The organism is Bradyrhizobium sp. 26S5 (genome assembly GCF_036923295.1).
Classification (GTDB): domain Bacteria; phylum Pseudomonadota; class Alphaproteobacteria; order Rhizobiales; family Xanthobacteraceae; genus Bradyrhizobium; species Bradyrhizobium septentrionale.
This window is the reverse complement of record NZ_CP145948.1, coordinates 4,941,666-4,963,852: the sequence shown is the minus strand read 5'-3', so window position 1 is coordinate 4,963,852 and position 22,187 is coordinate 4,941,666. Positions and strand designations below refer to the sequence as shown.

Below are 22,187 nucleotides of genomic sequence, written 5' to 3'. Positions count from 1 at the left end.
CGCCGAACCACTATTCGCGGCTGACGCGCCAGATCGTGCCGTTGCCGTCTTCCGAGACCAGCAGCGCGCCGTCACGCGCCACCGTCACCCCGACCGGGCGGCCCCAGACCTCATTGTCGCCGATGACAAAGCCTGTGACGAAATCCTCGTACTCGCCGGTCGGCACGCCGTCCTTCAACCTGATGCGGATGACCTTGTAGCCGGTGCGCTTCGAGCGATTCCACGAGCCGTGTTCGGCCGCAAAGGCATCGCCGCGATAATCGGGCGGAAAGCTGCTGCCGGTGTAAAAGGTCAAGCCGAGCGAGGCCGAGTGGGCCTGTAGCAGGACGTCGGGCACCGTCACCTTGTCCTTGAGGTCGGGTCGCGCACCGGCATGCGCAGGGTCTTCGTTGGCGCCGATGTAGTACCACGGCCAGCCGTAGAACGCGCCCTCGCGGACCCGCGTCACATAGTCGGGCACGAGGTTATCGCCGCGGCCGTCGCGCTCGTTGGTCGAACACCACGGCGTGCCGCTTCCGGGCTGGATCGCCAATCCGACGCAGTTGCGGATTCCGGTGGCGAACAGTTTCTGGTTCTTGCCATCAGGGTCAAAGGCGAGCACGGCGGCGCGGTCGGTCTCGATCCCCCAGGCCGCGCCAAGCGCATGATCACGGCTCCAGGCCTCAACGCCTTGCGGCGGCTGACCGAGGCCCTCGCCTGCATTGCCGGCGGAGCCGACCGACACCAGCATCCGCTTGTCGTCGGGCGTGAACACGATGTCACGCGTGAAATGATTGCCGCCGTGCGGCAGCCGGGCGACCGCCTCGGGCTTTCCCGACGCCTTGAGATCGCCGTTGCGGTAGGCAAAGCGCACGACGCTGTCGGTGTTGGCAACATAGAGCCATTGCGGATTGTCGCCGCTCGGGAAGAATGCGAGGCCGAATGGTCGGTTCAGTCCGGTCGCGTAGACGTCATTGGTCGCGGATTTGGCAGCACCATCGGCGCTGCGCAGGATGCGGATGCGGCCGGGGCCGGTCTCCGCGACGAACATATCGCCATTGGGCGCAGTCCGAATGATCCGCGGCCCGCTCAGCCCGCTTGCAAACAGCTCGATCTTGAACCCTGCCGGCACCTGCGGCACCGCCGAGGCAGGTCGCTGCACGACGCGTGACGAATTGCTGCTGGAGGCCGTTGCCCCCCGTCGGGGCAAGTCCTGCGGCGTGATCAGGCGCACCGTGCCGGGCTTGTCGCGCTGCCAGTCGCCAAAGGCCTCGGCACCTCTGAGCACGGGTTCGGCGCCCGACCGCGTGATGCTGATGGCTGCGAGGATAACGGCGGCAACGCTGACGCCGGCAAGATTGGCCTTACGCATAAGCTCCTCGCGCGATGTCCCAGTCAGTCGTGCTGCTCATAGCGCAATTCGACCGCTGGCCGCGTTCACAATGTCGTCGCATCAATGTCCGTTGGGGAGACGTCGTCACATCAATCGACGCGCGCTTCGCGAGATGCGTTACACGGCCCTCGAACGGACCATGGGCTTGCGCTCGGCTGTCGACGGCTCGCGAAACGCCGGCGTCTCTCCAAGCGGCGGCTTGAGAGGAACCGTGAGCCGGCATATTAGGCCTTCGGCGCGCCAATCGAAGTCGGCCCGTCCGCCGAGCTGGGTCTCGATGCTGGCGATCACGCTTCGCGTGCCGAAACCTTTCTGCTTCGGTTTGGTCACCAGCGGCCCGCCGGATTCCACCCAAGCCAGGATCAGCGTCTCGTCGTGCACTTCCCAGGTGATGGCGAGCCGGCCCGACAACACCGACAGGCTGCCGTATTTCGCGGAATTGGTGACGAGCTCATGCAGCGCCAACGCCAGCGTCTGCGCGGTCGCGGGCTGCAACTGCACCTCGCCGCCGGCGATCTGGATCTGCCCGGCCTCGGAATAGGGCGCGATCTCCTCGGTCACCAGCCGCCGGACTTCGGCGCCCTGCCAGCTCGACAGCGACAGCACGGTGTGGACGCGCGCCAGCGCCGTGATGCGGCCCTCGACCGCCCGTACATAGGCGGTGACGTTCTGCGCGCGGGTCAGCCGCACGATCGATTGCGCCAGCGCGAGGGCGTTCTTGGCGCGATGGTCGACCTCGCGGGTCAGGAGGCTCTGGCGTTCCTCGGCCTTCTTGCGATCGGTGATGTCGACGGTAACGCCGCTGACCCGCACCACCCTGCCGTTCCTGTCGCTGGTCGCAGCAGCCGTCCCGACACACCAGCGCACCTCGCCGTCCGGCCGCATGATGCGGAATTCGGCTTCATACGACGTCTGGCCGTTACCGAACCCGGCCCAGGCTTGCCGGAGTTCTTCGACATCGTCGGGGTGAAACAGCTCCTGGATATTGTCGGAGGTCAGCGCGAAGGATTTCGGGTCGATGCCGAAAATCTTGTATTGCCCCTCATCCCACATCCAGTCGCCGTTGACCCAATCCCAGTCCCACGAGCCCATCTTGCCCGCGGCAATCGCCATGCTGCGGCGCGCCTCGCTTTCGACCAGCCGCGTGGTCGACTGCTCGAGCTCGGCGGTGCGCGCGCGCACACGGTCCTCGAGCTCGGCGTTGAGGCGTTCGAGCTGGCGTGTCTTGCGGTAGAGCTCGGCGAACACGCGGATCTTTGCCCGCAGCACCTCGGGCACGACCGGCACCGGCACGTAATCGACCGCGCCCATCTCGTAGCCGCGTAGCCGGTCGATATCGCTGACCTGGATCGCCGAGATGAAGATCATCGCGGTCTTCTGGAAACGCGGATGCTCGCGGATCATCGCCGCGAGCTCGAAGCCATCGAGCTCGGGCATGCAGACGTCGACCAGGATGACCGCGACTTCGTTCTTGAGCAGAAACTCGAGCGCCTCGCGGCCCGACGATGCGGCGACAAGCGTTTCGCCGAGCTCCTTCAGGATCACCTCATAAGCCAGCAGCTTGGCCGGCTGGTCATCGACCAGAAGGATGTTTACCTTTTCATGGTCCATCATGTTCGATCGCCGATCAGCGGTGCAGCCACATGCGGATCGCCAGCAGCAGTTGCTCGGTGTTGACGGGTTTCGCCAGGTAGTCGGACGCGCCTGCCTCCAGGCATTTCTCGCGGTCGCCCTTCATCGCCTTCGCGGTCAGCGCAATGATCGGCAACCGCAAAAAGGCGGGATTTTGCCTGATAGCGCCGATGGTCTGGTAACCGTCCATCTGCGGCATCATGATGTCCATCAGGACAATCGCGATCCTCGGGTTGGATTCGACCAGCGAGATCGCTTCATGCCCCGTTGTCGCCGTCAACACCTTCATACCGCGCCGTTCCAGCACGCTCGACAGCGCGAAGATGTTGCGGGCGTCATCGTCGACCAGCAGCGCCGTCTTGCCAATCAGGTCCTCATCGGAACTATTGAGCTTCTCCAGCATCCTCTGTTTTTCGACGGGCAATTCCGTGATCACACGGTGCAGGAACAGTGACGTTTCATCGAGCAGCCGCTCCGGCGACTCCACACCCTTGACGACGATGCTGCGCGCCATCGTGTGCAGTTCCGCGTCTTCCTCGGCCGAAAGTTCCCGGCCCGTAAACACGACAACGGGAATATTGGAGAGCATTTGGTCCTGGCGGATCTGATCCAGCACCTCGAAACCGCTCATGTCGGGCAGCCGTAGATCGAGCACGACGCAGTCGCAGGGATTTTCGCGCAGCGTCGAGAGCGCCCCTGCCCCGGTGCCGCTGGTCACGATCTCGATATCCTCGTGCCCGAGCAGCTCGGTGATGCTGAGCTGTTCCGCCGCGTTATCCTCCACGATCAGGAGCCGCTTGCGGCGCGGTCTCGCGTATTCCTTGATCTGCGACAGCGCGGCGCTGACGCCTTCGGTCGTGGTCGGCTTGTTGACGAAGGAGAAGGCGCCGCGGGCCAGCGCATGTTGCCGGTCCTCGTCGAGCGTAATGATCTGGACCGGAATGTGACGGGTCAGTGGATTGTGCTTGAGCTGGCTCAGCACGGTCCAGCCCAGCATGTCCGGCAGGAAGACGTCGAGCGAGACCGCGCTCGGCTGGAACTGCTTGGCGAGATCGAGCGCCTCGGCGCCGCGGGCTGCGACCAGAACCTTGAAGCCCTTGTCGCGCGCCAGATCGATCAGGACCCGCGCGTAATGCGGATCGTCCTCGACGATCAAAAGGATGGTGTCGCCGGGCTCGAGATTGAGCCGGTCGTCCGGAAGCTGCTCGATCACGCGCTCCTGCGTGCCCGCTGATTGCAGCGACGGTGCCGTGGTGTGCGGCATCTGTAGCGGCTGAGCCTGCGGTCGCAGCCCGGCCGACGGTCCGGCATATTTCAGCGGCAGATAGAGCGTGAAGGTCGAGCCCTTGCCCGGCGCGCTGCGCAGATGGATCTCGCCGCCAAGCAGGCCCGCCAGCTCGCGGCTGATGGCAAGGCCAAGACCGGTGCCGCCATATTTGCGGCTGGTGCCGGCGTCGGCCTGCTGGAACGCCTCGAAGATCAGCTTCTGCTTCTCCTGGGGAATGCCGATGCCGGTATCCGACACTTCGAACGCGACGACGGCGGGCGCCGCGTTGAGGATCGGATGCTCTGCACTCCAGCCGCCGAGCGCGGCCGACACCGTCAGGCTGACGCCGCCCTCCGCGGTGAACTTGAACGCGTTCGAGAGCAGGTTCTTCAGCACCTGCTGCAGCCGCTTGGAGTCGGTGACCATGCTGCGCGCCAGATTGGCGTCGACATCGATGCTGAAGGAGAGGTGCCGGTTCTCCGCCTCGTGACGGAACGGCCGTCCGACCGTCTCGAGCAGGCTCGACGTCAGAATTTCCTCGGCATCGACCGTCACCGTGCCGGACTCGATCTTGGAGAGATCGAGGATGTCGCTGATCAGGTTCAATAGGTCGGTGCCGGCACCATGAATGGTGCGGGCGAACTCGACCTGCTTGCCGGTCAGATTGCCGTCCGGATTCTCGGTGAGCTGCTGGCCCAGGATCAGGATCGAGTTCAGCGGCGTCCGCAGCTCGTGCGACATGTTGGCGAGAAATTCGGATTTGTACTTCGAGGTCAGCGACAGCTCGGTCGCCTTCTCTTCCAGCGCGCGCCGCGCCTGCTCGATTTCCTGGTTCTTGCGCTCGACGTCGACATTGCGCTCGGCGAGCTGTTGGGCCTTCTGCTCGAGCTGATCGTTGGTCTGCTGCAATTCCTTCTGCTGGGTCTGCAGCTCGCCGGCGAGCTGTTGCGACTGCTTGAGCAGCGCCTCGGTCTGCATCGTCGCCTCGATGCTGTTGAGCACGATGCCGATGCTGTCGGTGAGCTGTTCGAGGAAGGTGATCTGCGAGGTCGTGAACGAGGAGATCGAGGACAGCTCGATCACCGCCTTGACCTGGTTCTCGAACAGCACCGGGAACACGACGAGGTTCTTCGGCATGACCCGCATCAACGCCGAATTGATCGGCACCGCATCGCCGGGAATATCGGAAACGAAGCGCTGCCGCTTGTCGAGCGCGCACTGACCGACCAATCCATCGCCGAACTGGACGATTTGCGGATGCGGATTGTTGCTGTCGCTGGCATAGGCCGACAACAGGCGCAGCTGCGCATTCTCGGGATTGTCGACCTGGTAGATCACGCCCATATGCGCGTTGATCAGTGGCGCCAGCTCGGTCAGCAGCAGACGGCCGACGGTCGCAAGATCGCGCTGGCCCTGCAGCATGTTGGTGAAGCGCGCCAGATTGGTCTTCAGCCAGTCCTGCTCGGTGTTGCGCTCCGTCGTGAGACGGAGGTTGCCGATCATCGTGTTGATATTGTCCTTGAGCTCTGCGACCTCGCCGCGCACGTCGACCTGAATCGAGCGCGTCAGGTCGCCCTTGGTGACCGCGGTCGCCACTTCCGCGATCGCGCGCACCTGGGAGGTTAAGTTGGCCGCCAGCAGGTTGACGTTGCCAGTCAAATCCTTCCAGGTGCCGGCTGTGCCGGGCACGTTGGCCTGACCGCCGAGCCGGCCCTCGACGCCGACCTCACGCGCCACGCTGGTGACCTGCTCGGCGAAGGTCGCGAGCGTCTCGGTCATGTTGTTGATGGTGTCGGCGAGCGCGGCCACCTCGCCCTTCGACTTCACCGTCAGGTTCTGCTTCAGGTCGCCGTTGGCAACCGCGGTCACCACCTTGACGATGCCGCGCACCTGCTCGGTCAGGTTCGCCGCCATGACGTTGACGGTGTCGGTGAGATCCTTCCAAGTGCCGGCGACGCCGCGCACCTCGGCCTGGCCGCCGAGCTTGCCCTCGGTGCCGACCTCGCGCGCCACGCGCGTGACCTCGCCGGCGAAGGCGTTGAGCTGGTCCACCATCGTGTTGATGGTGTTCTTCAGCTCGAGAATCTCGCCCTTCACGTCGACCGTGATCTTGCGTGACAGGTCCCCGCGCGCCACAGCGGTGGTCACCTCGGCGATGTTGCGGACCTGCGTGGTCAGGTTCGCGGCCAAGAGGTTGACGTTGTCGGTGAGGTCCTTCCAGGTGCCGCCGACGCCGGGCACCACGGCCTGGCCGCCGAGCCGTCCCTCGGTGCCGACCTCGCGCGCCACGCGCGTCACTTCGGCGGCGAACGAGCGCAGCTGCTCGACCATCGTGTTCAGGGTGTCCTTGAGCAGCAGGATCTCGCCGCGCACGTCCACCGTGATCTTCTTCGACAGGTCGCCGCCGGCGATCGCGGTCGCGACCTCGGCGATGTTGCGGACCTGCGCGGTGAGATTCGACGCCATGAAGTTGACGTTGTCGGTCAGATCCTTCCAGGTGCCGGCAACGCCGCGCACCTCGGCCTGGCCGCCGAGCTTGCCTTCGGTGCCGACCTCGCGCGCCACGCGCGTCACTTCGCCGGCGAAGGCGTTGAGCTGGTCCACCATCGTGTTGATGGTGTCCTTCAACTCGAGGATTTCGCCGCGCACGTCCACCGTGATCTTCTTCGACAGGTCGCCATTGGCGACCGCGGTGGTGACGCCGGCGATGTTGCGGACCTGCGCGGTCAGGTTCGACGCCATGAAGTTGACGTTGTCGGTCAAATCCTTCCACGTGCCGGCAACGCCGAGCACGTTAGCCTGGCCGCCGAGCTTGCCTTCGGTGCCTACCTCACGCGCCACGCGCGTCACTTCGGATGCGAAGGCGTTGAGCTGGTCGACCATGGTGTTGAGGGTTTCCTTCAGCTGAAGGATCTCGCCCGACACGTTCACCGTGATCTTCTTCGACAGGTCGCCGCCGGCGATCGCGGTCGCGACGTCGGCGATGTTGCGAACCTGCGCGGTCAGGTTCGACGCCATGAAGTTGACGTTGTCGGTCAGGTCCTTCCAGGTGCCGGCGACGCCGGGCACCTGGGCCTGGCCGCCGAGTTTGCCTTCGGTGCCGACCTCGCGCGCGACGCGCGTCACTTCCGAGGCGAACGAGTTGAGCTGGTCGACCATCGTGTTGATGGTGTCCTTCAGCTCGAGGATCTCGCCGCTGACGTCGACCGTGATCTTGCGCGACAGGTCGCCGCGCGCCACCGCCGTGGTCACATTGGCGATATTGCGCACCTGGGCAGTCAGGTTGCCGCACATCGCGTTCACCGAGTCGGTCAAATCCTTCCAGGTGCCGGCGACGCCGGGCACGATCGCCTGGCCGCCGAGCTTCCCGTCGGTGCCGACCTCGCGCGCCACGCGCGTCACTTCCGACGCAAACGAGCGCAACTGATCGACCATCGTGTTGATGGCTTCCTTCAGCTGCAGGATCTCGCCGCGGACGTCGACCGTGATCTTCTTGGACAAGTCGCCATTGGCGACCGCGATCGTCACCTCGGCGATGTTGCGGACCTGGCCGGTCAAATTGTTGGCCATCGAGTTGACGCTCTCGGTCAGGTCCTTCCAGACACCGGTCACCTCCGGCACCTGGGCCTGGCCGCCGAGCTTGCCCTCGGTGCCGACCTCGCGGGCCACGCGCGTGACCTCCGAGGTGAATACCGAGAGTTGCTTGATCATCGTGTTGACGATGTTCGCCGACTGCAGGAATTCGCCGCGCAGCGGCCTGCCCTCGACGTCGAGCTGCACGGTCTGCAGCAGGTCGCCCTGCGCCACCGCGGCGACCGCCCGCGTGACCTCGCGGGTCGGCCACAAGAGATCGTCGATCAGCGTATTGACCGAGCTTTCCATATCGGCCCAGGCGCCGCTGGCGAGGCCGAAATTGACGCGCTGGCGGGTCTGCCCCTCGCGGCCGACCACCTGTCCGACGCGCGCCAATTGCTGCGCCATACGTTCGTTCGCCGCGGCGATTTCGTTGAAGGCGTCCGCGATCTTGCCGTCGATCCCGAGATAGTCGCCGCGCATGCGAACCGAGAAGTCGCCGCCGCGCATCGCCTGCAGGGATTGCAGCAGGTCGTGCGAGGAATCGAGGCTTCCGTTGGATGATTGGGCGCGGCGGGTATCAGCACGGGGACGAGGCGGCGAACCGAGATCGGTCATGTAATTTCCCCTACGCGCTGGCCCCCTGTCGAGAGACTCGGAAAAGCCAGTGTGACCATAAGAATGACTGCCCGTGTTCTATTCAAGCGGGAAAACGCCAAAACCGCGATTTGTGACGCAAACCGAGTAGCTTAATCGCTAATGGAACCTAAAGTTCCAACGCGGAATGGAACTTTTTCGCAAAGCAGCGTAAGCCGTTCGTATTGCCTGGTACCCACGGTCGCATCTGATCGCATTGGAACATTCGCCTCTCCGAAACGTTCCGGCCGAATGGCAGGATTTGTGATGGTTAAGAAATCGGATCGACCCAAGCGCGGCATTTTCGAGAGCGAGCGCAACTTTCGGCTGTTGGCCGGAGGCCTGATCGACTACGCGATCTGCATGCTCGCCCCCGATGGACGGGTGACCAACTGGAACAAGGGCGCCGCGCGCATCACGGGCTATTCGGCGAAGGCCATCCTCGGCAAGCACTTCTCGGTCTTCTATCCTGCGGAGGATCGCGCTTCCGGCCTTCCCGCCAAGGCCCTGCAGATCGCGCGGACGGAAAAGCATGCCGCGGCGGAGGGCTGGTTCATCCGCAAGGATGGATCGCAATTCCACGCCTCTGTCGTCATCGACCCGATATACGAGAAGCGCAAGCTCGTCGGCTACGCGATGGTCACCCGCGACATCACCGAGCGGCAGCAAGCGCGCGCGGATCTCGATGCCAGCGAAAGCCAGTTTCGTCTGCTGGTGAGCAACGTCACCGACTACGCGCTGTACATGCTGACGCCGGCCGGGATCGTCGCCAACTGGAACGCCGGCGGCGAGCGCATCAAGGGCTATTCGCCCGACGAGATCATCGGCCAAAGCTTCTCGCGGTTCTATACGCCGGCCGACCAGGCCGCAGGCAAGCCGGCCCGCGCGCTCAAGATCGCGGAAGAGACCGGGCACTACGAGGAGGATGGCTGGCGGGTCCGCAAGGACGGCTCGTTCTTCTGGGCCAGCGTCGTGATCGATCCGATCCGCGACGGCGACGGCAGCCTGGTCGGCTTTGCCAAGATCACACGGGACATTTCCGAGCGGCGTGAGGCGCAACAGAAGCTCGAACTGGTGCAGCGCCAGCTGGCGGAGTCGCAGAAGATGGATGCGCTCGGTCAATTGACCGGCGGCGTCGCGCACGATTTCAACAACCTGCTGATGATCATCTCGGGCAATCTGCACCGGATCAAGCGCGAGGTGACGAGCGAGCGCGGCCAGCTCGCGCTCAGCGCGATCGACACCGCCTCCGAGCGTGCCGCCTCCCTGACCAGCCAGCTGCTCACCTTCGCGCGCCGTCAGAGCGTCAATCCGCAGACCGTCGACGTCGCCGACAGGATCGCCGCGCTGCGCGAGGTGCTGAGCAGCGCGCTAGGCGGCGCGATCAAGTTGAACATGGAGATCCAGCCGGATCTCTGGCCGGTGTTCGTCGACCCGAACGAATTTGAAACCGCGCTGATCAACCTTGTGGTCAATGCACGGGACGCGATGGCCAATGGCGGTAAGCTGACCGTCTCGGCTCGCAACGCACCCGAAACCGCCGAGGTCGCCGTCGGCGTGGCCGATACCGGCGAAGGCATTCCCGAGGATGTGCTGAGCAAGGTCTTCGACCCGTTCTTCACCACCAAGCCGGTCGGCAAAGGGACCGGCCTCGGACTGTCCCAGGTCCACGGTTTTGCGCACCAGGCCGACGGCCGGGTCGAGATCGCAAGCACGCTCGGCAAGGGCACGACGGTCAGCATCTACCTGCCCCGCGGGACCGCTGCCGCAAAGCGTACGACCGCGGACCACAGCGTGCGCGGCTCCGCAATCGTCCTGCTGATCGAGGACAATCCCGCTGTCGCCGATGCGAGCACGGGCCTGCTCGAACAGCTCGGCTACACCGTGCGCTGGGCGTCGAACGCAGAAGCTGCCCTATCGGAAATCGACGCCAACGGGGTCGATGTGGTGTTCAGCGACATCGTGATGCCCGGCAGGATGGATGGGCTGAAGCTGGCGCGCGCGATCCGGGACAGGAAGCCCGAGCTGCCGATCCTGCTGACGACCGGTTACAGCAAGAGTGCACGCGACGTGAGGTCCGACTTTCCGGTCCTGCGCAAGCCGTACCGCATCCACGATCTCAGCCGCGAACTCTCGAAACTGACCGGACAAGGCTCGGGCGGCGTCATGGGCAACCCGTCCGCAGGCGCTGTGGGCGAGTTCGATTCCGCCGCGCGGGACGTTGCGCTCAGACCAAAGGCAAAAGCGCACTCCTAAAAAACCAAGGGCTAGCGTTCGGCCGGCCAGCTTCGCCGCACCAATTGCACCCGCTCGATGCGGCTGCACTGCTCGCAGCGGTACTGGAGAATATCCCTGCCCTCGGTGCCCGGGTGGCTGCTCTCAAGCCGCATCGTCCTGATGCAGCTGATACAGGAAATCAGCGTCAGCAACGGGCTGCGATCGTCATTCATCGATGCCCGCGGTGGCGCGGTCGGATCGGCGATCATGGCGCTGGACGATGCTATGGAATTGGCTCTCACCACAAGAAAATGCCCATCCGTGGCTCCGGTTCCCGCCTCGAAACCAGATTTGGGCTCAAGCCGGTCTGAGGCGCGCCCTCCAGCTCGGGCAGGCCGATCAAACCTTCGCGTTGCTGTGGCCCGGCTTGGGCGGGGCCTTCTTCGAGTTGACGGGGGTCGGCTTGACGGTCGCAACAGGGCGGTCCGCAAAGCTTCGGCTTAGCCGCTCCCGCACCGTCGGGAGGCGGTCGCCGCCGCCGGAGGCTTTCCATCGACCAATGAGCTCGGCCACTTCGGCCCGCATCGCCATCAGCCGGCATGACGCCTCACTGCAATCGAGGTCGCGGTTGATCTGATCACGGATCGACGCCTCGATCAGGGTCATTTCAGCCCGCAAGGTGCTGATCCTTCGACGAATTTCATTGATCTTGTTGTCCATAGCTTGTTAGAACAAAAATAGAACATATTGTCAAGTCACGATCCAGCAAACGAGGTAGGCAATGAGCATGGCAGCGGTAAGATTTGGCGGGGTTGCGCAGCGCCTTGGCGGGCTGATGACCCGTGCCCAGGCGCTGCGGCTGAGGAACCTTGCCGAGGAGGCGTATCAGCCGAACCAGTACGCGCGCGACCTGACGTCCGAGGAAGCCGAACGGCGCATCGATGCCCTCAGGGCCGAGATCGCGCTGGCGGACTCTTTCTGAACTCCCCATCCGGACCGGGCCGGACACCCCCTTAAGGCTTTGATATAGCGGCGCAGCTAGTTCTGTTTCTGTCGTTGCTGCTTTGTCTTTATCGCTGCTTTGCTTGGGGGAGCCTTACGTGCTGGAGCTGGAGAAGCGATCGCCACTAGCGTTCCCGATCGCGCTGAAAAACGGGCGAACGCTCGCGACCGTCGGCGACGCCGCGGACTATTTGTCGACGCTGAATATCGATCAGCGCGAGCGTGGTTACTGGAAGACGGCGATCATGATGTTCAACAACGCCATGCGCGAACCGGGCTATCTGAAGATCGCGACCATGAATCTGCGGTCCGCGCTGGTGTATGACCGCCTCGTCGACGACGTCGGCCCCTGATTGTGGTGCGGCGGCTACAGCCGAATCGGCGATGGTCTCGTAAGTCGCTGTTCGTTATGGCCGCAAACAAGGTAACGGCGGTACACGCGACGGCCGGATGCGGATTGCGCTTCGGCCGCTAATCTAGGGCCGCCTCGGAGCGCCAAAGGAAGGCCAAGGCGGCCCATTTTCTTTCAAAGCAATTTGGCGCGGACGAACAGCGTCCGCAACGCGCTGGTCGCTTGCACCGTCAGCATGGCATTCCCGGCCGCCCTCTCCAGCGCAACCAACGCCTCGTCATGCAGCGAGCGGAATTCCATCCATTCGACGGCGCTGAGATTGCTGATGAAGCGGTAGGCCTGACCGACGGTCGCAAGCGTCACCGTCTCGCCGTTCAGCCGCACCTTGAACGTCGCCTTCAGCGGCGTGTCGGATTTGGATACGTCACCCATGGCGCGGTTGTGCGCCGCACCGCGTTAATGTCAATCTAATTTCTCTGCATCCGCCCCGGTGCATCGGCTCCACTGAATCGCAATGTCTGTTAGCGTTTTGTGGGGGTGATTCGTGCCTGAACTTGCCAACACAGCCTATCTCGATGCGCTCAATTCCGAGCAGCGCCGTGCGGTCGAGCACGGGGTCGGCAAGGATTGCATCGTCGGCGCCCCGCTACTGGTGATCGCGGGCGCGGGCTCCGGCAAGACCAACACGCTCGCCCATCGCGTCGCGCATCTGATCGTCGCAGGCGCCGATCCGCGCCGCATCCTGCTGATGACTTTTTCGCGGCGCGCCGCCGCCGAAATGGCCGGCCGCGTCAAGCGCATTGCTCGGCGCGTACTCGGCGAGCGCGCCTCCATCATGACCGATGCACTGAGCTGGGCCGGCACGTTCCACGGCATCGGCGCGCGGCTGCTGCGGGAATTCGCCGAACGCATCGCCCTCGAGCCGGCCTTCACGATCCATGATCGTGAAGACTCCGCCGACCTGATGAACCTGGTCCGCCACGACCTCGGTTTCTCCCGCGCCGAAAGCCGGTTTCCCACCAAGGGCACCTGCCTTGCGATCTATTCGCGCTGCGTGAACGCGGAGATGCCGATCGAGACCGTGCTCGGGCAGTTCTTCCCCTGGTGCGCTGGCTGGGCCAGCGAATTGAAGCAGCTGTTCGCGGCCTATGTCGAAGCCAAGCAACGGCAGAACGTGCTCGATTACGATGACCTCCTGCTCTATTGGGCGCAGATGGTGACGGACACGGCGCTGGCCGAGGAGATCGGCGGCCGCTTCGACCATGTGATGGTCGACGAATATCAGGACACCAACCGCCTGCAGTCCTCGATCCTGCTTGCGCTCAAGCCTGGGGGGCGCGGGCTCACCGTGGTCGGCGACGATGCGCAGTCGATCTATTCGTTCCGTGCCGCCACCGTGCGCAACATCCTCGACTTCCCGTCGCAGTTCAGCCCGGCTGCCGAGATCGTCACGCTCGACCGCAACTATCGCTCGACGCAGCCGATCCTGTCGGCAGCCAATGGCGTGATCTCGCTCGCCAAGGAACGCTTCACCAAGAACCTCTGGACCGACCGCACCTCGTCCCGCAAGCCGCTGCTCGTCACGATCCGCGACGAGGCCGATCAGGCGCGCTACATCGTCGAGCAAGTGCTGGCCAACCGCGAAGAAGGCGCGCTGCTCAAGCACCAGGCAGTGCTGTTCCGCACCTCCTCGCATAGCGGACCGCTGGAGGTCGAACTGACCCGCCGCAATATTCCGTTCGTGAAATTCGGCGGGCTCAAATTCCTCGATGCTGCGCACGTCAAGGACATGCTGGCGCTGCTGCGCTTCACCGCCAATCCGCGCGACCGGGTCGCGGGCTTTCGGATCCTGCATCTATTGCCCGGCGTCGGGCCGGCCTCGGCGCAGCGCGTACTCGACCGCATGGCCGAGGCCGCCGATCCGATCGCAGCGCTCGCAGCACTGCCCGCCCCGCCCCGCGTCGGTGCCGACTGGCGGCTGTTCGTCGAGGCCATCGAGAACCTCCGCTATTCGGAATGGCCTGTTGACATCGAACGCGCGCGCCACTGGTACGAGCCGCATCTCGACCGCATCCACGAGGATAGCGAGGTCCGCCGCGCCGACCTCATCCAGCTCGAGCAGATCGCCGCCGGCTATCCGTCACGCGAACGCTTCCTCACCGAACTCACACTCGATCCGCCGGACGCGACCAGCGACCAGGCCGGCGTGCCGCTGCTCGACGAGGATTACCTGATCCTGTCGACGATCCACTCCGCCAAGGGGCAGGAATGGAAGTCGGTCTACGTGCTCAATGTCGTCGATGGCTGCATGCCCTCCGATCTCGGCGCCGGCACATCGGCGGAACTCGAGGAGGAGCGCCGCCTGCTCTATGTCGCCATGACCCGCGCCAAGGACGATCTGCACCTGTTGGTGCCGCAGCGCTTTTTCGTCCACGGCCAGGCCGCCAAGGGCGAGCGCCACATGTACGCCTCGCGCACCCGTTTCATCCCGGAACGGCTGCTGCCGATGTTCGAGCGGACCACCTGGCCGCGCGCCGCCACCGCGCAGGCCGCGTCCGCCAGCCGCGCGCCGCCGATCGACATCGGAGCCCGGATGCGCGGCATGTGGCGCTGACGCCGGTTGCGAAAGATTTTCAGACGGCCTGGAACGAAGCCGCCGGCCTCGCGTTGAAGCCGCGTTCGTAATCGGCAAACGACCATCCCCGACGGCTTCGGCGCGGAGTTTCGCGCTGGAGCCGTCGTTTTTTTGCGCCGCGTCAATTCACGCAGGAAACAATCTGACGGGCTGGTCGAAGCCCTTCAGCGCGTGATCGGAACCGGCTGCCGTGATCATGTCGCCCGTTCTTTCCCGCACCGCCGTCGTGACCAGGATCTCGCCGGATTTCGCCGCCGCCTGGGCGCGCGCGGCGCGGTTCACGACGGTGCCGACCGCCGTCAGGTCGCGATGGGTCTGGCCGAACTCGCCGAAATTGGTGTCCCCGCTGTCCATCCCGATTCCGATGCCGATATCGATGTCGCCGGCGCCGATCGTCCGCACCAGCGCGTCGTGCCTTTCCTGGAAGCGGCGCTGGATGTCGCGCGCGGCCAGCAAGGCCTGCACCGCATGGTCGTCCCGCCGCACCGGAAAATTGAAGATCGCGAACACGGCATCGCCGATCGTCTTGTTGAGAATGCCGTCATAGCGCCAGATCGCGGCGGCGCAGTCATCGTAGAACGCATCCAGAAGCGATGTCAGTCCGTCCGGCGCGATGGTCTGGGTCAGCGTGGTGTAGCCGCGCAGATCGGCAAACAGGATGGTGGCGTCGATTGTCACGGCGCGCGCCTTCATGATCTTCGAGAAGGCCATCTCGCAGAGCGTGCAGGTGTTCGGGTTCATGCGGCTCGGCTTGACGCCAAACAGGCGGAACGGCGCCGACAACGGGCCGCGCAGGGGAATCGGCATATGCAGGTTTTGCCAGCAGCCGAGGCAGATCGTTGCAGGTTCCGGAGTCATCGGCACACCACCAGTCGTTCCAGCAACGAAACCCGGGCGATCCAGGACGTCCGGGCCGGGATTTGCAGCGCGCCGCGCTCAGGTCGGCGTCACGAAGCTCAGTCCGATCCGCGTCTTCTTGCTCCAGACCACCTGGCACTCGTAGACAACAGAGGCGTCCTTGGCCATCACCAGGCGGAAGCGATGCGGGACGAAGGCCGGATTCTCGACCTCGATCGCGGCTCCCTCCGGCGAAATGTTCACGATCGTGCAATGCATGACCGAACCGCCCGATGAAACATAGCCGGGTTCATTGACCTCGGTTCGCGGATGCCTGCGCTTTTCGTCCACCCAGCCTCCCCCCAACTTCCTTCACACAAGCGTGGGCGATCGGCATTGCCGAAGTCAACGGCTCCGACAGGCCGGATCGGGCTTTCGCACCACGATTTGTGCGAAGCAGTAGGCCGAATTGCTTATCGCGTCACTGCAGATGAGCCCCGCGTCAGCGCGGGCTTGTCGTTCGCGATGGCGCGAGGATAGCCTCACCCTATGGGCGAAGCGCTGGCGCAACGCACGCTCCTGGTAACAATGAACAGGCGCCATGGGGAAAACGCGCCATGTTCGAGATTCTCGATCGCCGGACGACTCTGACCGGCAACCAGATCAAGATCCTTGCGGCGGCCATCATCGGCGATGCGCTGGAATTCTTCGACTACTTCCTGATCGGCTTTGTACTCGCGTTCCTGATCGGACCGTGGAAACTCACCTTTGGCCAATCGGCCACCGTGCTGATGAGTTCCGGCATCGGCGCCATCATCGGCGCGTATCTCTGGGGCTGGCTCGCCGACCGGATCGGCCGCCGCATCGTCTTCATCGGTACCGTCCTGAACTTCTCGATCGCGACCGGCCTGCTCTATTTCACGCCCGATAACGGCTGGGTCTACCTAGCGATCCTGCGCTTCTTCGTCGGCGTCGGCGTCGGCGGCCTCTATTGTGTCGACCTGCCGCTGGTGCAGGAGTTCATGCCCTCGCACAAGCGGGGCTGGGTCGGCGGGCTGGTGACCTGTGTGATCCCGCTCGGCGTCGGGCTCGGCGCGGTGCTGGGAGCCGTGATGGGCGCCGACCAGTGGCGGCTGTTGTTTGCGATCGGCGTGCTGCCGGCGGTCCTGGTGCTTCTGGTCCGGCTCTGGGTTCCGGAATCGCCGCGCTGGCTGTGCCGACAGGGACGCTATGACGAAGCCCGCAAGTCGCTTGCCTGGGCCCTGCAGATGTCGCCGTCGGAGCTGCCATTGCCGAGCGCAGCCGACGTCGGTCCGATCGTCAAGACGAGCTGGTTCGACCTGTTCAAATATCCGCGCAGCCTGATCGTCTCTTGGCTTGGCAATGCCGGCGCGCAGACCGGCGTCTACGGCATCACACTCTGGGCGCCCGCGCTGTTCGTGCTGCTCCTGAAGGTCACGCCGCAGGAGGCCGCCAAGATGATGATCCTGCTCAGCGTCACCGGTTTCCTCGGCCGCATCTCCTTCTCATGGTTCTCGGAACTGCTGGGACGGCGCGTCGCCGGCGGCCTGCTCGGGTTGGGGGCCGGGGCGCTGACGATCATTGCCGGCTATCACTACGACGTGACGCTGTTCGGGATGTCGGCGTTCTGGCTGCTGCTCGCTGCCGCCTTCTTCTTCGCCGACGGCGGCTTTGCGATCGTCGGACCCTATGCGGCCGAGGTCTGGCCGTCGCATCTGCGCACCACGGGCATGGGTTCGGCCTATGGCTTCGGCGGCATCGGCAAGATCATCGGGCCGGTCGGGCTTGCCCTGATCGTTGGATCGAACAACTATCTCAAGCCGGACGTGCCGCTGACCCAGATCCCAACCGCCTTCGTCTATCTCGGCTGCTGGTTCCTGATGGCGGGCGCCGTCTATCTGTTCTTCGGGCTCGAGACCCGGGGCAAGTCGATCGAGCAGATCGACAAGGAGCTCAACGCGACGGCTGACGTCGCGGCGTCCGCAACGATCCGGCGCGCCTGAGGGAGACGAATATGAGCGTGACCTCCGCCGACCTTGCGGGCGACCGCGACGTGATCGCTCGCGCCGAGGCGATCAGGGACGCGGTTGCAGCCGCCTCCAACGATATCGAGATGACGCGCCGCCTGCCACCCGACCTGCTCGACCGGCTGCATGAGGCGCGGCTGTTCCGCCTGCTGTTGCCGCGGTCGACCAACGGGATCGAGACCGATCCCGTCACCTTCTTCCATGTCATTGAGACCATTGCGAAGGGCGATGCCTCGACGGCGTGGTGCCTGAGCCAGGCCGGCGGCTGTGCGATGTCGGCCGCCTATCTCGACCTGCCGGTTGCGCGGGAGGTGTTTGCCGACCCACGCGCGGTGCTCGCCTGGGGTCCCGGCCCGAAGGTCAAGGCGATTGAGTGCGAAGGCGGCTACCGCGTCACCGGGGTCTGGTCGTTTGCCTCCGGCGGACGCCACGCCACCTGGCTCGGCGCCCACTGCCCGATCTATGCCGCCGACGGCGCACCGCGCCGTGACGCCAATGGCGAGCAGGTCGAGCGCACCATGCTGGTGCGCACCGAAGACGTTGAATGGACCGACATTTGGAACACGGTCGGGCTGCGCGGCACCGCCAGCGATCAGTTTGCGCTCAACGACTTCTTCGTCCGTTCGGACCATTCGATCACCCGTGAGTTCGACCGCGAATGCCGCGAGCACGGCCCGCTGTACCGGATGAGCAACCACACCTGCTATCAGATCGGCTTTGCCGGGGTCGCCTGCGGCATTGCCCGCAGCGCGCTGGACAATTTCGTCGACGTCGCCCGCAACAAGGTGCCGCGCGGCATGAAGAAGACGTTGCGCGACAATGCGGTCGTGCAATCCGGCCTCGCCCAGGCCGAGGTCAATCTGCGGGCGGCGCGCGCGTTCCTGCTGCAATCGATGGCCGACATCTGGAAGGACCTGGTTGCCGGCAACAGCATCACGGTCGCGCAGCGCATGACGATCCGGATGGCGGCAACGCATGCCATCCACAAGGGGCGCGAGGCGGTCGACTTCGCCTACAATGCCGCCGGCGCCACCGCGATCTTCGACGGCCATCCGCTGGAGCGGCGCTTCCGCGACATCCACACCGTGACCCAGCAATTGCAGGGCCGGTTCAGCCATTTCGAGACCGTCGGCGCCTGGATGCTCGGCGTCGATGCCGACCTCAGCTTCGTCTAGGGCCTCGTTCCGATTGGATCGGAACGAGGCCCCAGATTCTCGTTTGGACACATTTTCTTCACGCGAACCGGTACCCACTTCGCTCGAAAACGCTCTAACCCTAATTCTCAAGGAGAAGAACCATGCCATTGGGCGGACTACAGCATTACACCATCGAGCCGCAGGATCTCGAGCGCACCAAGGAGTTCTATTGCGACGTGCTCGGGCTCGAGAACGGCGACCGGCCACCGCTCGATTTCCCCGGCTACTGGCTCTATTCGGGCGGCCAGGCCACCGTCCATTTAATGGGCACCCGCAAGCCGCGGGACGGCATCGTGGTGCGCGGCACCGAGAAGAAATATGAGGACACCGGCCGCCTCGACCATATCGCCTTTGCCGCCACCGACGTCGAAGCCGTGCGCACGCGCCTGCAGTCGAAGAACGTCACGTTCCGCGAGCAGATCGTGCCGCGCACCGGCGATACCCAGATCTTCCTCTACGATCCCGACGGCGTCGGGGTGGAACTGAACTTCCCGAGGAGCTGAACCGGCTTTCGCCGGATCACCCCTGCTCAACAATTGGCCGGCGCGTGCGTCGGCCAATTTTCATGTCGCGCAAGCGGTTCCCGACAAGGCCCTGACTCGGCCATCACTCGGGCGCGATCCGGTCCGTTTTTCTTCAACATTGAATGACGAATTAACCGGGCCGCGCCGCTGCGGCAGAATAGCCGGGTGCTGCGCCTTTAACCTACCCCAGGGCTTGGTGGCCCGGCTATTCGTCCCCACTTCGCTGACGATGGATCCTTTAGTCGAGCCCGCGTTCGTGGCTGAGGCGGACCATTTCGTTGATGAAGATCTGTTTCTGCTTGTCGTCGAGGCTCGCAAAGAGCGGCTCCGCGGCGTCGGCGACGCTGCGCTGATCGACCGCGCGGTCGTTGAGGAACTGGGCCTCATTGCGCATCTGCTCGATGATGTCGTCAGGCGGATCGCGCTGCGCGCGCGCAATGCGCAGGTTGAGGCGATCGGCGCCGTTGTGGCCGAGATAGTGCATCGCGCTGTTGAAACCGGACCAGTGTTTCTCCTGCTCCGGCGTCAGATTCAGCTCCTTCTTGATCCGCTCGATGTTGGCGTCGCTGTTGGCGACCATCTGCTCAGCCGTGAGCTGCGGCGCCCCATCCTGGGTTAGCACGGCCGTCTGCTGTTTCGCGCCCTTGTCCTTGGCGGCGGCCTTGGCCGATTTGGTGCCCTTGGCGCCCTGCTTGTCACTGGGGGCCGGAGCCTGTGCATTCTTGCCGCCGCCAGCATTGGGGCTGGGGTTGTTGGCATTGTTGCCGGTGAACACCCCGGTCACGCCGGTCACCACCCCGACGACCCCGCCGATCGCGCCGCCCAGAACGCCGCCAACCGGTCCGGCGGCCTTGTTGCCCTCGCGCGCGCCCTTCTCGACGCCCTGCACGATCTGCGCATCGACGATACGAGGCACCGCAAGCAGCATGACGGTGGCGGCCCCAACCGCGGCGCACAATCGCCATTGTGCTCGCAGCTTCGCTACCGGGTTGAGCATGATCGGGTCTCCGTGATCGATGGTGGATTACAGAACTGATGCGGGGGTAGGTTCGACGAATCCGGACTTTATCGTTTCCAGCTTCGGCAAGTCTATTGCTCGCGCGGGGCATCAACATGACGGAACACGGCTCGATCAGGCTTGACCGGAAACCTGCGGCGCAACGGCGCACCGTCCGCGAATGTATAAGCGGCAACTCGTGCGTGCGTCGCAACATGATCGCAAGGCGTGCAGCAAACCGCCGGAAATTGCAGTGAGGCTGACGACACTGCCTGCGATTTGACCACAACGTTAGTTCTACGTGGCACAGGCATTACGTTTCTCGACAGCGGCCGGCAATTCTGTTCTGATTGGTGCAACGAAATCCCGCGATGTCGCGCGAACGCGACGCACAAAAAAGAACATCGGGATTCAAAAAGTCTTTTGTCCGTTGGCTACCAGGGAGGGAATGCCATGTCACGGAAGAAGCTTTCGCGCCGAGAATTCGTTGCAGCGACAGCGCTGTCATCGGCGGCGCTCATTACAGCCCCCTACGTGCGTGGCGCCTACGCAGCCGGAAAGCTCTCGATGGGCTTCTGGGATCACTGGGTGCCGGGCGCGAACAGTGCCTCCACCGAGCTGGTCAATGAATGGGCCGCCAAGGAAAAGGTGGAGGTCCAGATCGACTACATCACCAGCCAGGGCAACAAGAACATCGTCACCATCGCCGCCGAGGCGCAGGCGAAATCCGGTCACGATATCTTCCAGATGCCGACCTGGTGGCCACAGGCCAATGCCGAGCTGCTCGAGCCGGTCAACGACATCATGGACCCGCTCATCAAGCTGAACGGCGACGTCAACGGCACGGTGAAATATCTCGGCCAGGCCGACGGCAAATGGCTCGGTGTTCCCGCCAGCGTCGGCAGCCAGATCAAGGGCCCCTGCTCGCGCATCGATCTGATGAAGAAGCACGCCAACATCGACGTGCAGGAGATGTATCCGGCCGGAAGCCCGCCGAAGGCGGACAACTGGACCCTCGATACGTTCCTCAAGGCGGCCGAAGCCTGCCACAAGGCCGGCTTCCCGTTCGGCATCGGTCTCGGCGAAACCAGCGACAATGTCGACACCGCCGGCGCGATCTTCAACTCGTTCGGCGCGCAGCTGGTCGACGCCAAGGGCAACCTCACCGTCAAGACCGACGCGGTGCGCCAATCGCTCGAGTTCTACAAGAAGCTGCTCGCTTTCCTGCCACCCGACGTCTCCGCATGGGACGATGCCTCCAACAACAAGTGGTTGGTCGCTGGCAAGGGCGCGATGATCATGAACCCGCCGAGCGCGTGGGCGGTCGCCAAGCGCGATGCCCCGCAAGTCGCGGAGCAATGCTGGACCCACGGCTTCCCGGCCGGACCCAAGGGACGCTTCGCGCCCTATCTGCCGTTCTTCTGGTCGATCTGGTCGTTCTCGAAGAACAAGGAAGCGGCCAAGAGCCTGCTGTCCCATCTGTCGCAACCGGCATCGATCGAGAAGATGGTGGTCGCGAGCGGCGGCTACGACCTACCGGCCTACGAAAAGCTCACGACGTTGAAGATCTGGGAAGAGGTAGGGCCGCCCAAGGGCACGCTCTACCACTACCCGAACCCCTTCAAACACCAGACGCTGTCGATGGCGGCCTCGCCTGCGCCGCCCAAGGTCGCGCAGCAGATCTACTTCCAGGCCACCCTGACCAAGATGTGCCTGCGCTACTACCAGGGTGAAAGCATGGAAAAGACGCTCGCCTGGGCCGAGGGCGAGTGTGAAGGCTTCATGCGAAGCTGACGACAAGCGAGCTTTCGCGGGACCGCCCGTAGTGCCGGCCGCGCGAGGTCTCGTCTTCACATCCCGACCGCCGAACCGGCGAGCCGTGCAACCAACCCGCGCGAG

Annotated in this window: 17 protein-coding genes; 8 read left to right on the top strand and 9 right to left on the bottom strand. The window is 64.3% G+C overall.

What is annotated here, in order from left to right:
* Positions 1-10: 10 nt before the first annotated feature.
* From V5279_RS22970 to V5279_RS22960, 3 genes are all read right to left on the bottom strand, one after another.
* The gene (locus tag V5279_RS22970) at positions 11-1,351 is read right to left on the bottom strand and encodes a sorbosone dehydrogenase family protein (protein ID WP_338687965.1); all 1,341 of its coding nucleotides are present in this window, start codon (positions 1,349-1,351) and stop codon (positions 11-13) included.
* Between the two features lie 138 nt (positions 1,352-1,489).
* Positions 1,490-2,983 (bottom strand): sensor histidine kinase, encoded by a 1,494-nt coding sequence (locus V5279_RS22965; protein ID WP_338701348.1) that lies wholly within the window; start codon positions 2,981-2,983, stop codon positions 1,490-1,492.
* A gap of 16 nt (positions 2,984-2,999) precedes the next feature.
* Complete coding sequence (locus tag V5279_RS22960; RefSeq protein ID WP_338701346.1) at positions 3,000-8,354, bottom strand: HAMP domain-containing protein; 5,355 nt, start codon at positions 8,352-8,354, stop codon at positions 3,000-3,002.
* Between the two features lie 393 nt (positions 8,355-8,747).
* Here V5279_RS22960 and V5279_RS22955 point away from each other — a divergent pair, with 393 nt between their 5' ends.
* Positions 8,748-10,736: a PAS domain S-box protein gene (locus V5279_RS22955; protein WP_338687962.1), complete on the top strand. Its 1,989-nt coding sequence runs from the start codon at positions 8,748-8,750 to the stop codon at positions 10,734-10,736.
* 11 nt (positions 10,737-10,747) lie between these two features.
* Here the strand turns inward: V5279_RS22955 and V5279_RS22950 are convergent, their stop codons facing one another.
* A complete protein-coding gene (locus V5279_RS22950) occupies positions 10,748-10,966 on the bottom strand; it encodes a hypothetical protein (protein ID WP_029081845.1) in 219 nt (72 codons plus the stop codon).
* A 130-nt stretch (positions 10,967-11,096) separates the two neighbouring features.
* On the bottom strand, positions 11,097-11,417 hold the full coding sequence (locus tag V5279_RS22945) for a hypothetical protein (RefSeq protein ID WP_166293434.1): 321 nt from the start codon (positions 11,415-11,417) through the stop codon (positions 11,097-11,099).
* Positions 11,418-11,478: 61 nt separating this feature from the next.
* Here V5279_RS22945 and V5279_RS22940 point away from each other — a divergent pair, with 61 nt between their 5' ends.
* Positions 11,479-11,679, top strand: coding sequence for a DUF3072 domain-containing protein (locus tag V5279_RS22940; protein ID WP_224741609.1), 201 nt, complete (start codon positions 11,479-11,481; stop codon positions 11,677-11,679).
* 118 nt (positions 11,680-11,797) lie between these two features.
* Positions 11,798-12,052, top strand: coding sequence for a hypothetical protein (locus tag V5279_RS22935; RefSeq protein WP_029081846.1), 255 nt, complete (start codon positions 11,798-11,800; stop codon positions 12,050-12,052).
* A 173-nt stretch (positions 12,053-12,225) separates the two neighbouring features.
* On the opposite strand, the gene V5279_RS22930 is transcribed toward V5279_RS22935, so the two are convergent.
* Complete coding sequence (locus V5279_RS22930; RefSeq protein ID WP_166295524.1) at positions 12,226-12,483, bottom strand: hypothetical protein; 258 nt, start codon at positions 12,481-12,483, stop codon at positions 12,226-12,228.
* A 112-nt stretch (positions 12,484-12,595) separates the two neighbouring features.
* On the opposite strand from V5279_RS22930, the gene V5279_RS22925 reads away from it, so the two are divergent.
* A complete protein-coding gene (locus V5279_RS22925; RefSeq protein WP_338687948.1) occupies positions 12,596-14,665 on the top strand; it encodes an ATP-dependent helicase in 2,070 nt (689 codons plus the stop codon).
* Between the two features lie 147 nt (positions 14,666-14,812).
* On the opposite strand, the gene V5279_RS22920 is transcribed toward V5279_RS22925, so the two are convergent.
* Together V5279_RS22920 and V5279_RS22915 are read right to left on the bottom strand one after the other, a co-directional pair.
* A complete protein-coding gene (locus V5279_RS22920) occupies positions 14,813-15,544 on the bottom strand; it encodes an adenylate/guanylate cyclase domain-containing protein (RefSeq protein ID WP_338687946.1) in 732 nt (243 codons plus the stop codon).
* A gap of 78 nt (positions 15,545-15,622) precedes the next feature.
* On the bottom strand, positions 15,623-15,874 hold the full coding sequence (locus V5279_RS22915) for a PilZ domain-containing protein (protein WP_029081849.1): 252 nt from the start codon (positions 15,872-15,874) through the stop codon (positions 15,623-15,625).
* A gap of 266 nt (positions 15,875-16,140) precedes the next feature.
* Between V5279_RS22915 and V5279_RS22910 the strand changes: the two genes are divergently transcribed.
* The 3 genes from V5279_RS22910 (at position 16,141) to V5279_RS22900 (ending at position 19,270) form a co-directional block, all read left to right on the top strand.
* Entirely contained in the window at positions 16,141-17,547 is a 1,407-nt protein-coding gene (locus V5279_RS22910; protein ID WP_338687943.1) for an MFS transporter, read from the top strand.
* A gap of 11 nt (positions 17,548-17,558) precedes the next feature.
* Entirely contained in the window at positions 17,559-18,746 is a 1,188-nt protein-coding gene (locus tag V5279_RS22905; RefSeq protein WP_338687941.1) for an acyl-CoA dehydrogenase family protein, read from the top strand.
* Positions 18,747-18,868: 122 nt separating this feature from the next.
* Positions 18,869-19,270, top strand: coding sequence for a VOC family protein (locus V5279_RS22900; protein ID WP_338687938.1), 402 nt, complete (start codon positions 18,869-18,871; stop codon positions 19,268-19,270).
* Between the two features lie 259 nt (positions 19,271-19,529).
* Here V5279_RS22900 and V5279_RS22895 read toward each other — a convergent pair whose 3' ends face one another.
* Positions 19,530-20,288, bottom strand: a complete 759-nt coding sequence (locus tag V5279_RS22895; protein WP_414645830.1) for a Spy/CpxP family protein refolding chaperone — start codon at positions 20,286-20,288, stop codon at positions 19,530-19,532.
* Between the two features lie 453 nt (positions 20,289-20,741).
* Here V5279_RS22895 and V5279_RS22890 point away from each other — a divergent pair, with 453 nt between their 5' ends.
* Positions 20,742-22,082, top strand: a complete 1,341-nt coding sequence (locus V5279_RS22890) for an ABC transporter substrate-binding protein (RefSeq protein ID WP_029081853.1) — start codon at positions 20,742-20,744, stop codon at positions 22,080-22,082.
* Positions 22,083-22,187: the final 105 nt, after the last annotated feature.

Bases quoted from the DNA above. Each gene is read 5' to 3' on its own strand.
- V5279_RS22890 (WP_029081853.1), top strand. From the start codon at position 20,742: ATGTCACGGAAGAAGCTTTCGCGCCGAGAATTCGTTGCAGCGACAGCG.
- V5279_RS22900 (WP_338687938.1), top strand. From the start codon at position 18,869: ATGCCATTGGGCGGACTACAGCATTACACCATCGAGCCGCAGGATCTC.
- V5279_RS22920 (WP_338687946.1), bottom strand. From the start codon at position 15,544: ATGACTCCGGAACCTGCAACGATCTGCCTCGGCTGCTGGCAAAACCTG.
- V5279_RS22960 (WP_338701346.1), bottom strand. From the start codon at position 8,354: ATGCGCGGCGGCGACTTCTCGGTTCGCATGCGCGGCGACTATCTCGGG.
- V5279_RS22970 (WP_338687965.1), bottom strand. From the start codon at position 1,351: ATGCGTAAGGCCAATCTTGCCGGCGTCAGCGTTGCCGCCGTTATCCTC.
- V5279_RS22945 (WP_166293434.1), bottom strand. From the start codon at position 11,417: ATGGACAACAAGATCAATGAAATTCGTCGAAGGATCAGCACCTTGCGG.
- V5279_RS22930 (WP_166295524.1), bottom strand. From the start codon at position 12,483: ATGGGTGACGTATCCAAATCCGACACGCCGCTGAAGGCGACGTTCAAG.
- V5279_RS22895 (WP_414645830.1), bottom strand. From the start codon at position 20,288: ATGCTCAACCCGGTAGCGAAGCTGCGAGCACAATGGCGATTGTGCGCC.
- V5279_RS22905 (WP_338687941.1), top strand. From the start codon at position 17,559: ATGAGCGTGACCTCCGCCGACCTTGCGGGCGACCGCGACGTGATCGCT.
- V5279_RS22955 (WP_338687962.1), top strand. From the start codon at position 8,748: ATGGTTAAGAAATCGGATCGACCCAAGCGCGGCATTTTCGAGAGCGAG.
- V5279_RS22910 (WP_338687943.1), top strand. From the start codon at position 16,141: ATGTTCGAGATTCTCGATCGCCGGACGACTCTGACCGGCAACCAGATC.
- V5279_RS22950 (WP_029081845.1), bottom strand. From the start codon at position 10,966: ATGATCGCCGATCCGACCGCGCCACCGCGGGCATCGATGAATGACGAT.
- V5279_RS22940 (WP_224741609.1), top strand. From the start codon at position 11,479: ATGAGCATGGCAGCGGTAAGATTTGGCGGGGTTGCGCAGCGCCTTGGC.
- V5279_RS22965 (WP_338701348.1), bottom strand. From the start codon at position 2,983: ATGGACCATGAAAAGGTAAACATCCTTCTGGTCGATGACCAGCCGGCC.